The sequence below is a fragment of the Arthrobacter psychrochitiniphilus genome (assembly GCF_003185915.1).
In the GTDB taxonomy this organism is placed as follows: domain Bacteria; phylum Actinomycetota; class Actinomycetes; order Actinomycetales; family Micrococcaceae; genus Specibacter; species Specibacter psychrochitiniphilus.
In genome coordinates this window covers 486,912-501,112 of the sequence record NZ_QHLZ01000001.1, presented here as the reverse complement: position 1 = coordinate 501,112, position 14,201 = coordinate 486,912, and the positions used below count along the sequence as shown (strand labels likewise).

Annotated in this window: 14 protein-coding genes; 8 read left to right on the top strand and 6 right to left on the bottom strand. The window is 60.4% G+C overall.

Features of this window, described 5'->3' with window-relative positions:
- Positions 1-7 precede the first annotated feature (7 nt).
- The 3 genes from galK to CVS29_RS02150 are packed head-to-tail and all read right to left on the bottom strand — an operon-like array spanning position 8 to position 3,158.
- Positions 8-1,168: a galactokinase gene (galK, locus tag CVS29_RS02160; protein WP_110104668.1), complete on the bottom strand. Its 1,161-nt coding sequence runs from the start codon at positions 1,166-1,168 to the stop codon at positions 8-10.
- Positions 1,165-2,334: a galactose-1-phosphate uridylyltransferase gene (gene galT, locus CVS29_RS02155; protein WP_110104667.1), complete on the bottom strand. Its 1,170-nt coding sequence runs from the start codon at positions 2,332-2,334 to the stop codon at positions 1,165-1,167. The genes galK and galT overlap by 4 nt, the downstream gene beginning before the upstream one ends.
- Entirely contained in the window at positions 2,331-3,158 is an 828-nt protein-coding gene (locus CVS29_RS02150; RefSeq protein WP_110104666.1) for a DeoR/GlpR family DNA-binding transcription regulator, read from the bottom strand. Before CVS29_RS02150 ends, galT begins: the two co-directional genes overlap by 4 nt.
- A 133-nt stretch (positions 3,159-3,291) precedes the next feature.
- On the opposite strand from CVS29_RS02150, the gene CVS29_RS02145 reads away from it, so the two are divergent.
- The 3 genes from CVS29_RS02145 to ilvA all read left to right on the top strand — a co-directional run bounded on the left by CVS29_RS02145 (position 3,292) and on the right by ilvA (position 6,871).
- Positions 3,292-4,233, top strand: coding sequence for an aldose 1-epimerase family protein (locus CVS29_RS02145; protein WP_110104665.1), 942 nt, complete (start codon positions 3,292-3,294; stop codon positions 4,231-4,233).
- Positions 4,234-4,300: 67 nt separating this feature from the next.
- Entirely contained in the window at positions 4,301-5,524 is a 1,224-nt protein-coding gene (locus CVS29_RS02140; protein ID WP_110104664.1) for an AI-2E family transporter, read from the top strand.
- A gap of 108 nt (positions 5,525-5,632) precedes the next feature.
- Positions 5,633-6,871, top strand: a complete 1,239-nt coding sequence (ilvA, locus tag CVS29_RS02135) for a threonine ammonia-lyase (protein ID WP_110104663.1) — start codon at positions 5,633-5,635, stop codon at positions 6,869-6,871.
- Between the two features lie 140 nt (positions 6,872-7,011).
- Here ilvA and greA read toward each other — a convergent pair whose 3' ends face one another.
- Together greA and CVS29_RS02125 are read right to left on the bottom strand one after the other, a co-directional pair.
- Positions 7,012-7,503: a transcription elongation factor GreA gene (greA, locus tag CVS29_RS02130; RefSeq protein WP_110104662.1), complete on the bottom strand. Its 492-nt coding sequence runs from the start codon at positions 7,501-7,503 to the stop codon at positions 7,012-7,014.
- A 197-nt stretch (positions 7,504-7,700) separates the two neighbouring features.
- Entirely contained in the window at positions 7,701-8,132 is a 432-nt protein-coding gene (locus CVS29_RS02125; protein WP_170120869.1) for a DUF4307 domain-containing protein, read from the bottom strand.
- Between the two features lie 151 nt (positions 8,133-8,283).
- Between CVS29_RS02125 and mca the strand changes: the two genes are divergently transcribed.
- From mca to CVS29_RS02110, 3 genes are read left to right on the top strand one after another with little or no spacing between them, the layout of a single operon-like run.
- Positions 8,284-9,180 (top strand): mycothiol conjugate amidase Mca, encoded by an 897-nt coding sequence (mca, locus tag CVS29_RS02120; protein WP_110104660.1) that lies wholly within the window; start codon positions 8,284-8,286, stop codon positions 9,178-9,180.
- 57 nt (positions 9,181-9,237) lie between these two features.
- Positions 9,238-9,645, top strand: coding sequence for a hypothetical protein (locus CVS29_RS19155; RefSeq protein ID WP_110104659.1), 408 nt, complete (start codon positions 9,238-9,240; stop codon positions 9,643-9,645).
- A gap of 9 nt (positions 9,646-9,654) precedes the next feature.
- Entirely contained in the window at positions 9,655-11,841 is a 2,187-nt protein-coding gene (locus CVS29_RS02110; protein ID WP_110104658.1) for a thioredoxin domain-containing protein, read from the top strand.
- 85 nt (positions 11,842-11,926) lie between these two features.
- On the opposite strand, the gene trhA is transcribed toward CVS29_RS02110, so the two are convergent.
- Positions 11,927-12,574, bottom strand: coding sequence for a PAQR family membrane homeostasis protein TrhA (trhA, locus tag CVS29_RS02105; RefSeq protein ID WP_110104933.1), 648 nt, complete (start codon positions 12,572-12,574; stop codon positions 11,927-11,929).
- A gap of 177 nt (positions 12,575-12,751) precedes the next feature.
- Here trhA and CVS29_RS02100 point away from each other — a divergent pair, with 177 nt between their 5' ends.
- On the top strand, positions 12,752-13,513 hold the full coding sequence (locus CVS29_RS02100; RefSeq protein WP_110104932.1) for an isoprenyl transferase: 762 nt from the start codon (positions 12,752-12,754) through the stop codon (positions 13,511-13,513).
- Positions 13,514-13,524: 11 nt separating this feature from the next.
- On the top strand, positions 13,525-14,199 hold the full coding sequence (locus CVS29_RS02095; protein ID WP_110104657.1) for a YoaK family protein: 675 nt from the start codon (positions 13,525-13,527) through the stop codon (positions 14,197-14,199).
- Positions 14,200-14,201 lie beyond the last annotated feature (2 nt).

Below are 14,201 nucleotides of genomic sequence, written 5' to 3'. Positions count from 1 at the left end.
TGAGCGCTTAGGCGATTCGCCGGGCGCCCGGAGCCGCAGACACAGCAAAGATGTCAGGTGCTGTGAAGCCGGCCGCTGCGAAGGCCTGAAGAACGCCCTCACGCACCGTGGCCTCGCTGGCCGCCGGAATCAGGGCGATGGCTGAACCGCCAAAGCCGCCGCCTGTCATGCGGGCACCCAGCGCGCCATGAGCCAGTGCCGTGTCCACGGCAAGGTCTAGCTCAGGGCAGGAAATTTCAAAATCGTCCCGCATCGAGGCATGGCTGGCGGTGAGCAAGTCACCAATGGCGCCGGGTCCGGCGTGGCCCAGGACAGCAATGGTGTCCAGCACACGCTGGTTCTCCGTGACAATGTGGCGCACGCGGCGGTACGTCTCCTCATCCAGAAGACCCGCGGCCTCGGGCAGTCCGCTGACAGAAACGTCCCGCAGGGCGGCGACGCCCAGCACCTCTGCACCCAGCTCACAGGAGGCGCGGCGGGCAGAATATCCGCCCGTGGCGTGTGCGTGGCTGACCTTGGTATCAACCACCAGAATCAGCAGATTCGCCGCGTCCAGATCCAACGGCACAGCCTTGGACTCCTGTGTGCGGCAGTCCAGGAACACGCCATGGCCTTCCGTGGCCAGCAGGGAAGCGGACTGGTCAAGGATGCCGGTGGGGGCTCCCACTACCTCGTTCTCCGCGCGCTGGCCCACCAGAACAAGTTCGTTCAGGCTCAGCCCGGCAGATTCCAGCTCGTTGAAGGCCGTGGCCACGGCGCATTCAATGGCGGCCGACGAGGACAGCCCGGCACCCGAGGGCACCGTGGAATGCAGGAACAGATCAAATCCGCCAAGGGTGATCCCCATCTGGCGCATGACCCACACAACGCCCAGCGGATAGGCCGTCCAGCCCTGCATGCTCTCATGGGAGAGGGTGTCAAGATTAACACTCACGGTGAGCGCCTCGCCATAGCTGGAGCGCAGCCGGGCCACGTTGTCGGTTCGGAGCTTGATGGCCACCGCGGCGGCCCGGTCAATGGCGAACGGCAGCACAAAACCTTCGTTGTAGTCGGTGTGCTCGCCGATGAGGTTGACCCGGCCAGGAGCCGCCCAGACGCCGTCGGGGGTGCCACCAAAGGCCTCGGTGAACGCTGCCGCTACCGCGGTGGCATCGATGGACTGGCTCATAGCAAACCTGCTTTCTGGGTGCGGGAGTCCATGCCGGAAAGGGATCCGGATGTGCTGCTGGATGTGGGACTCCCGGGGGTGTTACGCAACAGAGCAGCAACTTGTTCGGGTGTGGTGTCGTTAATGAAGGCGCCCATGGCGGCCTCGGAGCCGGCCAGGAACTTTAGCTTGTCGGCAGCCCGGCGCGGGGAAGTAAGTTCCAGGTGGAACCGTCCGGCTGGACGCAGCACAGAGTCCAACGGCGCCTGGTGCCAGGCGGCAATATACGGTGTGGGGGAGTCATAGAGGCTGTCCAGACGGCGTAGAACATCCAAATACATGGACGCCAATTCATCGCGTTCAGCATCGTTGAGTGCGGCAAAATCGGGGACATGGCGGTGCGGGGTCAGATGGACTTCCAGCGGCATGTGCGCGGCAAAAGGCACGTAGGCGCTGAAGTGTTGGCCCTGGGCGATCATGCGCTCCCCGGACTCGGATTCGTTGGTGAGGATGTTCCCCAGCAGCGTGGCGCCACCATTGTGGGCGTCATAGAAGTCCCGGGCAGCAGCGGCCATGACTTGGCTGCGTGGCGGGACGTAGGAGTAGGCGTAGATCTGGCCATGGGGGTGGTGCAATGTCACACCAATATCCTGGCCGCGGTTCTCAAAGGGGAACACTTGCTTGACGCCTGGCAGTGCGCTCAATGCTTCTGTTCGGTGCGCCCAGGCATCGATAACAGTGCGGGCGCGCTCTTCGGAGAGCCCGGCAAAGGAACCTGTGTGCTCGGGGGTGAAGGCCACCACTTCGCAGCGGCCAAAGGCCCGTCCCATGGTGCCCCATTGAGGACTTTCCGGAATGCTGCCCACCGCCGGGCCCAGTGACGGGAAACGGTTTTCAAAAACAGCCACGTCATAAGCGGAATCGGGAATCTCGGAGAGATTCTCGCCCGTGGTGGGGCAGAGTGGGCACTGGTTGGCCGGGGGCAAATAGGTGCGGGTCTGCCGGTGCGCGGCAACAGCCACCCAGTCTCCTGTGAGCGCGTCGAAGCGCAGTTCTCCCGTGTTCTCCTGGGAACGTGCATCAAGGGGACGCGTGTCAAGGCTCTTATGAGACTTGGCTTGAGTGCCGTCGTCAAAGTAAATGAGTTCCCGGCCGTCGGCAAGGCGCGTACTGGTGGCGATGGTCATGAGATCTTTCCGGTTGGGAGGTGGGAGGATGCGCCCGTTTGAGGTGCGGCGAAAAAATGGCTGACCCGTGCGGAGAATAGTTCTACGGTGGCCGGGCTGAGATCGTTGTTGGTGATGATGGTGTCAACAGCGGACAAGGGGGCAATGGCGGCCAGTGAACGTACCTGGAATTTGGAGCTATCAGCCAGCAGAACCAGCCGTGAGGTGGCCTCAATGAAGGCGGCGTTGGTTTCCGCCTCGAGCCAGTTGGGGCTGGTCAAGCCGCGCTCCACATCCAGACCGTGCACGCCCATGAAGCAAATATCGGTGTTCATGCTGCGCAGTGCAAGCCGTGCCACAGGACCAACAAGAGCCTCAGAGGGGGTGCGTTCTCCACCTGTCACTATGACCTTCAGATCCGAGCTGCCCTGGTGGTTATACAGCAACTCAGCGGCCTTGAGGGAGTTGGTGACAACCGTCAGATTCCGCAGCCTGTCCAATTCCGCTGCCAGGGCCATGGCCAGCTGATACGTGGTGGTGCCCCCTGTCAGGGCAAGCGTCATACCAGGCTGCACCAACGCAAGAGCTTCACTGGCAATGGCAACTTTGGCATCAAGAGCCTTGTCCACGTTGAGCAGAAAGCCGGGCTCTAACGCGCTGAGCCGGGCCAAGCGCATGGCCCCACCGTGGATCTTGCGGGCCAACCCGTTCTGGTCCAAGGTTTCAATATCGCGGCGAATGGTCATTTCGCTGACATTTAGAAGTACCGCGATGTCAGCCACGCGAACGGCTTCGTGCAATTGCAGTTCTTTGAGGATGCGCGCTTGGCGCTCTGGTGCAAGCATTGAAAAGCCCTACTTCCATCACCGATCAAAAATAACAGTTTCAAACAAAATATTACATTATTGTTGTGGTTTCCGCAGTATGACTCGTGGTCCAAAACACATTTAACATAGTGAAGGCAGTAACCTAATCAGCATGAGTACTATTGACGCCACCACCGGCCAATCAGCGGCCCCCCGGGCAGCCACAGGCACACAATTTACGTTGCGCCGCGGGGATGCCACCGCCATTATCACCTCTTTGGCTGCTGGTCTGCGCGTCTATGACAAGTCCGGGGTGGCGCTCGTTGAGAGCTACCGGCTAGAAGAGATTGCTCCCGGCGCGGCGGGCATCACACTGGCCCCCTTCGCCAATCGTATTGATGGTGGGCGGTGGGAGCTGGAGGGCCACGCGCAGCAGATGGACATTACCGAAGTTGATCGCAACAACGCCATTCATGGCCTGTTGCGCAATACCGGCTACCACGCCTTGGATGTCAGCGAGACTCACGTGCTGTTGGAAGCGGTTATCCATCCACAGCATGGCTACCCGTTTCTGATGCGTCACCAGGTGCGGTATTGCCTTGATGCAGATGGCAACTTGCGGACGGCCCAGACCCTCATTAACGATTCCTCCCGGAAAGCACCTTTCGTCCTGGGCGCCCACCCTTACTTCACTTTGGGTGATGTCCCGGCGCAGGAGCTGACCCTGACGGTGCACGCCGCCACTCGATTGGTAGCGAATGAGCGCATGATCCCCACGAGTACGCAAGCCGTGGCAGGGCGCTTTGACTTGCGGGCCGGCCGGCCCGTCCCGGATTCCCTGATGGACACTGCCTTCACCGACCTGGTGACGGACCACGGCGTAGCCCGGCACACGCTATCTGCCCCGGACGGGCGCAGCGTAAGTCTGTGGCACGATTCCAGCGTGGATTATGTTCACGTGTACGTCACCAGTATTTTTCCGGGACGGACCCTTGCCGTGGCACTGGAACCCATGACCGGTCCGGCCAATGCGTTCAACTCCGGTCAAGGTCTGCGCTGGCTGGCACCCGGTGAGAGATTCACCATGAACTGGGGTGTTGACTCCGTCCTTTGAGCCTTTGTGGAACGGTCAAAATGGACGCCGTTTTAACAATTTTTGCGCTATAGGGAAGTATTACATTATGACGCCCCCAAAGCAGCACGATGAGCGCACTCTCCAGAATGAAACCTCTATGGTCCCGGTGGGCATGCGCGTGGCCGCTGCCTGGTCCTGGCGGATGGCCGTTGTCCTCATAGTTTCAGCCATGCTGATCTGGCTATTGAGCCAGGTTTCGATCTTGCTCGTGCCCATTATGATCGCCACAATCTTGGCATCATTGCTGCGCCCGCTGGTGAAAAAACTCAAGCAAATTGGTGTCCCCCAAGGACTCAGCGTGGCCATTGCCGAGGTGGGTCTGGTAGTTCTGGTTTTGGGTGCGCTGTTCCTGGTGGGTCGGCAAGTGGTGGTGGGCTTTAGTGACCTGAGCCAGCAAGCCATTAAGGGTTTGATCCAGATTCAGGAGTGGCTCAACTCCGGTCCGCTGGGCCTTAGCAACGATCAAATGACGGAGTATCTCAACGATGCCCTGGCAAGCTTGCAGAATAACTCCAACGCGATCCTTTCTGGCGCCTTGGGTGTGGGCAGTAGCCTGACTCACTTCTCCGTGGGGCTGTTGCTGACCCTGTTCATTCTGCTGTTCTTCCTCCTTGAAGGGCAGGATATTTGGGCGTTTGTGGTGAAGTTCTTCCCGCGCCGTGCACGGCCCGCCGTGGACGGCGCCGCCCGTCGCGGCTGGACGTCACTGGGCAATTATGCCCGCGTTCAGATATTGGTGGCCGCCGTGGACGCCGTAGGCATCGGTGCCGGTGCTGCGATCATTCAGGTCCCCTTGGCACTGCCGTTGGGCGTACTGGTCTTTGTTGGCTCCTTCATCCCCGTAGTTGGTGCGCTCGTCACAGGTGCTGTTGCTGTGCTGCTGGCGCTGGTGGCTAACGGCTGGGTCAACGCCCTGATCATGCTCGGCATCGTCTTGCTCGTCCAGCAACTGGAAAGCCATCTGCTGCAGCCTTTCATCATGGGCCGAGCAGTGTCCTTGCACCCCGTAGCCGTGATCCTGGCCGTGGCGGCTGGCTCCGGCGTTGCCGGCATCCTGGGTGCCTTGTTCGCGGTTCCCCTACTGGCCGTGGCTAACTCCTTTATCCGCTACATTGCCAACCGAGGCTGGGAGCATGATGTAGAGATTGGCCAAAAGTATGGGATCCCGCAATTAGTGCCCGACGGCGGTGAGCCCACCGCCGGGCCGCCCGAGCCCACCCCGGCCACCGCTACCTCCCCGGCTCTCCCTGAGGGTGAATCACGAGACTGACCCGGGGGGCCCGGAGCGGAACATCAACACGAACCCTTCAAGATTTCCCCGCCGTCACAGGCAGTGAAATTGCTCCACCACCATTTCGCAGAGAAAGAGAAAACTACCGTGAACGCAAGCAGCAAGCTCCCCGTCACCCTTGCAGATGTAGAAGAGGCACGGGAGTTGTTGGCGGAGATTATTGCCCTGACACCGATCGAGAGCTCGCGTGCGCTGGGGCGAATGACGGGCTCTGAGGTGTTTTTCAAGTGTGAGAATTTGCAGCGGGCCGGATCGTTCAAGGTGCGCGGGGCGTATGTGCGCATGGCGAAGCTCTCCGCAGAGGAACGTGCCCGTGGTGTGGTTGCGGCATCGGCCGGTAACCATGCACAGGGGGTGGCTGTGGCGGCCAAGGCGCTGGGTATCAAGGCCCGCGTTTACATGCCCCTGGGCGTGGCCCTGCCCAAGCTGGCCGCCACTCGCGGCCACGGCGCCGAAGTGGTGCTGCACGGCTACAACGTGGATGAATCCCTGGCCGAGGCTGAGCGCTACGCCAATGAGACCGGGGCCGTCTTTGTGCACCCGTTCAACAATGTGGACGTGGTCTCCGGACAAGGCACCATTGGCCTGGAAATTCTGGATCAGGTGCCCAATGTGGACACCATCATCATGGGTGTTGGTGGCGGCGGGTTGTTGGCCGGTGTGTCAGTGGCCGTCAAGGCGCGTGCCAAAGAGCTGGGCCGGGAGATCCGGATCATAGGTGTGCAGGCCGAAAACGCCGCAGCCTACCCGCCCTCGCTAGCCGCTGACGCCCTGGTGCCGCTGAAGAAGGTTTCCACCATGGCTGACGGTATTGCCGTGGGACGTCCCGGTCAGCTGCCGTTCTCCATCATCCGCGAACTAGTAGATGACGTCATCACCGTCAGCGAAGACTCCCTGGCACGGGCCCTGATCTTCTTGCTGGAACGCTCCAAAATGGTGGTGGAGCCCGCGGGTGCCGTGGGTGTTGCAGCCCTGATGGAAGGCAAGATCGAAAACCCGGGCACCACGGTGGTGGTCCTTTCAGGGGGCAACATTGACCCCATGCTCATGCTCAAGGTCATCCAGCGCGGTCTCGCCGCGGCAGGGCGGTTCATGACGGTACGCATGATGCTCAACGACCGCCCGGGTTCACTCGCCACCATTTCGCGGATCATTGCCGAAAATGATGCCAATGTCACAGGCTTGGACCACACGCGCGTGGGCGGTTCCATCTCCATGGGAGATGTTTCCATCACCGTCAACCTAGAAACCAAGGGCCATGAGCACTGTGAACTGGTCCTGACCGCTTTGCGTGCCGAAGGCTTCCAACCCATCGTGGTTCACTAAACCCCAGTTCACTCAAACCCTGTGCATTGAGCTCCTGTGTTTTAAGCTTTAGTGCCCTGTCAGCAAGAGCCCAGAAAAATGACCCGCAGCAGACGCCGGATTCGGTGTGTGCTGCGGGTCATTTTTAGTGCTGGGAAGCCTTAGCTTACATAGGGCTTGGCGGAGATGATCTCCACGGCAATCTCACGGCCATTGGGGGCCAGGTAGCTGAGCTTGTCACCAATCTGCTTACCCATGATGGCTTCGCCGAGGGCGGAACGCTCGCTGAAGACTTCCAGATCGCCAGCGCCAACTTCGCGGCTGCCGAGCAGGAACGTGGTCTTGTCCCCTGCGATGGTGGCAACCACCACCATGCCCTGCTCCACAACTCCATCATCAGCCGGAGCTTCGCCAACGCGGGCATTGCGCAGCATCTCACTGAGCTGACGGATGCGGGCTTCGATCTTGCCTTGTTCGTCCTTGGCAGCGTGGTAGCCGCCGTTTTCCTTCAGGTCCCCTTCTTGGCGGGCCTGCTCAATTTTGCTGACAATTTCCGCGCGGCCGGGGCCAGATAGCCGGGTAAGTTCAGCCTGGAGGCGGTCGAAGGCTTCCTGCGTCAGCCATGCTGAAGGCGCACTGTGGGTCGTAGGCACGTAGTTCTCCTTGAATGTACAAAAGCAAAGGCCCCGCCGGTGCCGATCCCTTGAACGTTTATGCCTGTGCAACACAGTTGTTGCGCAATCCATACGCCGTAAAAATTTGGGATCAACCAAGCGGGGCAGATGGTAATAAGAGCTAGTTTAGTCAATAAGGCGGATAAACCCAAGAATTGACGCGGGGGATGTGACTTCTACTTCACTATCCAGCAATTTTCCACCAGGCCCGTGACGGCCAAAGTGTCAGTGCGTAGCTGCGCACGGACAATTGTGGTGCGGCCGTTTTCGGAGCCGGTGTCCTTACTGTTGGGTCCTATGGTGAGCACTTTCCAGCCCACCACGGCGTAGGTGTCATCCATGGCCTTGATGGCGCACTGTGCTGTAGCGTCGCGATCTTTAGAGACAGCGAAGTCCACAGTGGTCAAGGTTGAATCCACCACATGGTAGCTGAGATCTTTATTGCTGATCCCGGCGTTGCCGCCAATGGTGACCCACAAAATCCATGTCAGGGCGAGCACGGCCGCAACAACAATGATGATTTTTTGTGTTTTCTTGGACACCTTACGCTTGGGTGTCCCGTAACGATTGGCTAGGCTGGTAGCTGCTGAAGAATCAGAATTTGTCACTGCATCCACTTGTGTCTGTTCCGCGATTGCCGCGGCCGGCCGCCCCAAGAGATGGAGCGCTGGACCAAGACAAGTTTAGCGTTCTTTCTGCCACCGCGTGTTGTCCCTGTGTGAGCGAAGAATCGAAGGAAGTTTTTACGTGAGTAGCAAGATGAATGAACAAGTGGGGACACTACGACTTTTGGCCGTTCATGCCCACCCGGATGATGAAGCCAGCAAGGGCGCGGCCATGATGGCCTCCTACGTAGCCTCCGGCGTTGAGGTCATGGTGGCCACCTGCACGGGCGGGGAACGTGGTGACATCCAAAACCCGGCACTGAAGGATGATCCGCACTCTGCCCGTGACATGGGAGGGGCACGCCGGATGGAGATGGCCCGGGCCGCAAAAATTCTTGGCGTCAAACACCAATGGCTGGGCTTTACCGATTCCGGGCTGCCCGAAGGTGAACCGTTGCCGGAACTGCCCGCCAACTGCTTTGCCTTGAAACCACTGGAGATTGCCGCCGCCCCGCTGGTCCGGCTGGTCCGTCGCTTTAGGCCGCATGTGATTGTGTCCTACGATGAAAACGGTGGCTACCCCCACCCGGACCACATCATGGCGCACAAGGTAACCGTGGAGGCCTTCAACGCCGCCGGTGATCCTGCCCTGTACCCCGGGACCGGGCCAGCCTGGGAACCGTCAAAGCTGTACTATGATCTGGCATTCAACCCGCAGCGTTTCCGTTCACTGCATTACGCACTGGAGGAGGCGGGCCTTGCCTCGCCCTACGCTGAACGGATCGCGTCCTGGCTAGAAGCGGATACTGAGGGGCATACCCCGCCTGCCAGTAAACACCCCACCACCACACAGATTGACTGCGGTGACTACTTCGAAAGCCGTGACAACGCCTTGCGTGCCCATGCCACCCAAGTGGACCCCGAAGGCTTTTTCTTCGCCGTCAGCCCGGCCATGCAACGCAAAGTCTGGCCGTGGGAGGATTATTCACTCATTGAATCCCGCGTTCCAACCACTATGCCGGAGAACGACCTCTTTGCTGGCTTACGATAGATAGTGGACGTTTCCCGCTGACACCTTGGCCACCGGGGATGAAACGAAAGACGGATTGTGCTTACACTGATTTTGCTCGCCAACACTGACCCTGCCATCCCTACGCAGCCGGGCCTGCGCCCTGGCCTGACCGAAGATCAAATCACGCCGGGACTGCTGGGCTTTGTCATGACCTTCAGCATTGTGGTGATCATGTTTTTCTTGATCCGTGACATGGTCAAACGCGTCCGCCGCGTCCGTTACCGTGCACTGGTGGAGGAAGAACGCTCGGGAGTCCCCAGTGAGTACCTGGGCATCCCCATCATGTCCGAGTCTGACATGTTAAAGGCCAGCTACCAGAACGCCTTCAAGGACAGTGTGCCCGAAGCGAGTGCACCCGAGAGTTCTGTTCCTGAGAATGCCACGCAGGAGAACGACGGCGGCGCACCGCGACCCGTGCACACCCCCGGCCCGGGCGAGAAGTAGCCGGATCTTATGAACAGGCTGGCGGGTGAACCTAGCGCTTACCTTCGCCAGCATGCTCATAATCCAGTGGCCTGGCAGCCTTTTGACGAGGCTGCCTTTGCCGAAGCAGTGGCACGTGATGTACCCATTTTTCTTTCAGTGGGCTATGCCGCGTGCCATTGGTGTCATGTCATGGCGGGGGAGTCCTTTGAAGACCCCGCCATTGGCGTCTACCTGAACCAGCATTTTGTCTCCATCAAGGTGGACCGTGAGGAACGCCCCGACGTGGATGATACCTACATGGCCGCCACCCAGGCACTGAGTGGCCAAGGTGGCTGGCCCATGAGCGTTTTCCTCACCCCGGAGGGCAAAGCCTTCTACGCCGGCACCTACTTCCCGCCCCAACCCGTCAGTGGTCAGCCCTCTTTTGCCCAGGTTTTGGAAGCGGTGGAAGAGGCCTGGCGAATGCGCCGTGACCAGGTGGAAGAAACAGCACAGTCCCTGGCCGAAACCCTCGCCCAGCCGCTGTGGCAGGTGCACACAAACGTGCGGGACGCCGTGGAACTTCCCACAGGGCAGGGCCCGGACTGGCTGGGGCCGGGCGAAAAAGCGTTGGCGGCCATGGCTGCGGCCGAAGATTTGCGTCACGGCGGGCTGGGTCAGGCCCCGAAGTTCCCGCCCACCCCGGGCCTTGAATTCCTGCTCCTATTGGCCACCTCCGGAACCCAAACGGCCGCGCAGGCGCGTGGTTTGGCGGGGCGGACACTGGGCGCCATGGTGCATTCGGCTCTGTTTGACCAGTTGGGCGGCGGCTTTGCCAGGTACAGCGTCACAGCTGACTGGTCAGAACCGCACTACGAGAAAATGCTGTATGACAATGCCGGGCTGCTGCAGGTGTTGGTGCGGTGGATAAGGCTGCTTGAGAGCGAGCCGTTGGAAGATCAAAATTCCTGGGTTGCAGCCTGCCCGCCTTCCGTTGCGCCGCTGGGAAGCGCTGCAGCCCGTGAGGCCGCAACAGCCACGGTGCACTGGCTCCTGACGGAACTGCGCCTGCAAGGTGGCGCATTTGCGTCCTCCCTGGATGCAGACACCGTGGTTTCGGGCGTTCACCACGAGGGTGCCAGCTACCAGTGGAACATGACGGAATTGCAGGACGCGGCGCGTGAAATTGAAGAGAATTCAGCTGCCGCGCTGGACCTGGCAGCTGCCGTGGGACAAGCCATGGGGATTAGCGCGGACGCCGGTGCCGGTGATTCCCATCCGCTGCATCCTGGAGCGCCGTTGACTGGGCGCCAGCAACAGCAATGGCAACAGCTCAAGCCCGCCCTGCTGCGGCGCCGGGCCACCCGGATCATGCCATCCCGGGACGATAAAGTGGTGGCGGCCTGGAATGCCATGCTCATGCGTGCCCTGGCTGAAGGCGCCATGGTACTTGAGGAACCCACGTGGCTGGTGGCCGCCGTGGAACTGGGAGAATATCTGCACTCTGTCCACTGGGATGGGACACTATCTCGGGTTTCCCATGACGGGGTGGCCCGCGGCATCAAGGGGCTACTGGAGGATTATGCAGCCTGCGCCAACGGGTTTTTGACACTGTATGCGGCCACGGGGGATACCCGCTGGTTTGAGTTTTCCGGGGAACTTGTGGCGGCGGCGGAGCAGGAATTCATTGTAGATTCCGTGGTGTTCAACCAGGGCGCTGCGTCCGCCGGACATCCGGTGCAGGGATCGCGTTGTGCCGATCCCTTCGACAACGCCACAACAGGCGGGGTGGCGTTGCTGGCGGAGGCGTTCACCACGTGGTCGGCATACACCGGATCCGCACGGCATCGGGCCATGGCGGAGAGCATGCTGGCAACAGTTCCGGAACTGGCCGCCCGGGCGCCTCGATCTGCCGGAGGAATGCTCGGTGCTGCGCTAGCACTAGCTGCCGGGCCGTTGGAACTAGCCATCGTGGGAGCCCCTGGGGAGCTACGGGAAGCACTGATACGCCAGGCATGGCTATCTGGATCGCCCGGGATGGCCCTTGCTGTGGGGGATGGCGTTGACACGCAAACAGTGCCACTGCTGGCCGGGCGCACAGCGGCTAGCAGCCCGCTGGCCTATGTTTGCAGGAATATGGTCTGTGCGCGCCCCGTTGAAAGCCCCGAAGAGCTCCAACAGCTCGTAAGCCGCCCGCACCGCGTAAGCCGCCCGCACCACGCCAAGGCAGAATAACGGCCGTCTGCGCACTGCGGAGACGGCTGTGGGGAGACGGCCGGTAGGTAACGGTGCCCAGAAGACGGTGCCCAGAATATGGTGCCTAGGAGAAGACCACCAGGACCACTGCCACAAAGTGGGTGGCGAAGGCTGCCACGGTGAGGGCATGGAACAACTCGTGGAAGCCAAAGTGGAGGTGGCTGAAATTGGGCTTCTTGATCCCGTAAATGACGGCGCCGGCAATATACATGGCCCCGCCCAGGCAAATCAGCAGCGTGGGTACTACCCCTGCTGCCCAGAATTCGGGGAGAAAAAACAGGGCTGTGATGCCCAAGAGCACGTAGATCGGGACGTAGAGCCAGCGTGGGGCGCGCACCCAGGCCACACGGAAGATGACTCCGGCGATGGCGCCAATCCAAATCATCCACAACAACAGCGTGGCGGTGGGTCGGGGCAGCATCAAGTAGGACAGCGGCGTGTAGGAGCCGGCAATGACCAGCATGATGTTGCTGTGATCGAGCCGTTTAAGCGTGGCCTTCGCTTTTGGAGACCAATTGCCAAGGTGATAGAGCGCACTGGTGCCAAAAAGCAGTACGCCAGTAAATACATAAATGGCGCACGTGATTTTTGCCTCGGAACTCGGTGCCAGTACCACCAAAATGGTGCCTGCCACCAGAACCAACGGAGCAGTTCCAGCATGTAGCCAGCCGCGCCAAGAGGGCTTGTGTTCCGTGTTTGAAAGAGTGCTCATGGCAAAAATCATATCCCGCGCACCCATAGGGCTACCGGTGAGTAACAAGTATTTTGCTTTTTCTTGGCAGGATTCCCCGGTGCGTGCGGGTAATCTAGATCTAGCAAGATTCGTACGGCCGCAGGGCCATCATTCGCAAAGGTCCGGTGCATTCTCATGCGGTTGTCCACCGCGTCCATGCGGATGCCAAAGATTCTCTACAACTTCTATGAACGGCGCTTGGCAAGATCTCTTGATCTGGACAGCGTGCCCGGGCACATTGGCGTCATGGTCGATGGCAACCGCCGCTGGGCCAAACAGTTCAATGCCCCCACCAGCCAGGGTCACCAGGCCGGTGCGGATAAGATTCTGGAATTTTTGGGCTGGTGCCAAGACCTCGGCATCAAGGTGGTCACGCTCTATATGCTTTCCACCGACAATATGAGCCGCTCGCCCGAAGAGCTGGATGAGCTCATGGCCATCATCGCCAACACCCTGGATGTACTCGACGCCGACGCTGACATTAGCGTTCACGCCATGGGCGCCCCGGAACTACTGCCCGAATATTTGGCCGCCCGGCTCTCCACACTGACTGAACGGGTCCCGGCGCAGGAACGCATCCACGTCAACATGGCTATTGGCTATGGTGGCCGGCGTGAAATTATTGACGCCGTCCGGGAACTCCTCCATGACGCGGACTCCGCGGGGCGCACCATGGCGGAGGTTGCCAACTCTCTGAGTGTTGATGACATCTCCAAATTTCTCTATACCCGCGGCCAACCCGATCCTGATCTGGTGATCCGTACCTCGGGGGAGCAGCGCCTCTCCGGGTTCCTCATGTGGCAGAGCGCCTATAGCGAGTTCTACTTCTGCGAAGCGCTCTGGCCGGCCTTCCGCAAGATCGATTTCCTCCGCGCGCTGCGCGACTACGCGGGCCGCAGCCGGCGCTTCGGCAGCTAGGCCAGCGCGCAGTGCAGAGCCATCACCGCTCCGAGATACTCCTTGCCGCCGTCCTTTCCAGCGCCGCAGGATTTGTTGATGCCGTGGGATTCATTCATTTGGGCGGCTACTTTGTCTCCTTCATGAGCGGAAACTCCACACGGGGTGGCACGGCACTGGCCCAAGGTAACTGGCTGGGCTTCACCCTCGCCTTCGGGCTGGTGGCCGCGTTTCTCATAGGGGTGGTGAGTGCCTCGATCCTGCGCCGGATGGTCCCGTCCCGTAAACGGATGGCGGTGCTGCTGTACGTGAGTGCGGCACTGGTCTGCGCCGTCGTACTTTTTGATCTGGGGCTGGGGGGATGGCTTGCCCCGGCCATCATGGCGCTGGCCATGGGCGCTGAAAACGTCATTTTTGAGCGCGACGGCGAGGTCAGCATCGGTCTGACCTATATGACAGGCACGTTGGTGAAAATGGGTCAGCATCTGGCCACAGCACTGACCGGGGGGCAACGGTGGCTGTGGCTGCGCTATGGCCTGCTCTGGCTCTCGCTGACGGCAGGCTCCATCATCGGCGGCTTCGCCTACCTGACGCTGAATCTGAACGCCTTGTGGATTGCCGTGGCCGTCCTGGTTCTGGCGGTTCTGATCAACGGCAGGATTAGCTGGCACTCACCAGGAGCCCCTGAGGTCTCCGGAGGTTCTTAGCC

Excerpts from the sequence above, each read along its gene's own strand:
- galK (WP_110104668.1), bottom strand. The coding sequence starts at position 1,168 with ATGAGCCAGTCCATCGATGCCACCGCGGTAGCGGCAGCGTTCACCGAG.
- galT (WP_110104667.1), bottom strand. The coding sequence starts at position 2,334 with ATGACCATCGCCACCAGTACGCGCCTTGCCGACGGCCGGGAACTCATT.
- CVS29_RS02150 (WP_110104666.1), bottom strand. The coding sequence starts at position 3,158 with ATGCTTGCACCAGAGCGCCAAGCGCGCATCCTCAAAGAACTGCAATTG.
- CVS29_RS02145 (WP_110104665.1), top strand. The coding sequence starts at position 3,292 with ATGAGTACTATTGACGCCACCACCGGCCAATCAGCGGCCCCCCGGGCA.
- CVS29_RS02140 (WP_110104664.1), top strand. The coding sequence starts at position 4,301 with ATGACGCCCCCAAAGCAGCACGATGAGCGCACTCTCCAGAATGAAACC.
- mca (WP_110104660.1), top strand. The coding sequence starts at position 8,284 with ATGAATGAACAAGTGGGGACACTACGACTTTTGGCCGTTCATGCCCAC.
- CVS29_RS02110 (WP_110104658.1), top strand. The coding sequence starts at position 9,655 with ATGAACAGGCTGGCGGGTGAACCTAGCGCTTACCTTCGCCAGCATGCT.
- trhA (WP_110104933.1), bottom strand. The coding sequence starts at position 12,574 with ATGAGCACTCTTTCAAACACGGAACACAAGCCCTCTTGGCGCGGCTGG.
- CVS29_RS02100 (WP_110104932.1), top strand. The coding sequence starts at position 12,752 with ATGCGGATGCCAAAGATTCTCTACAACTTCTATGAACGGCGCTTGGCA.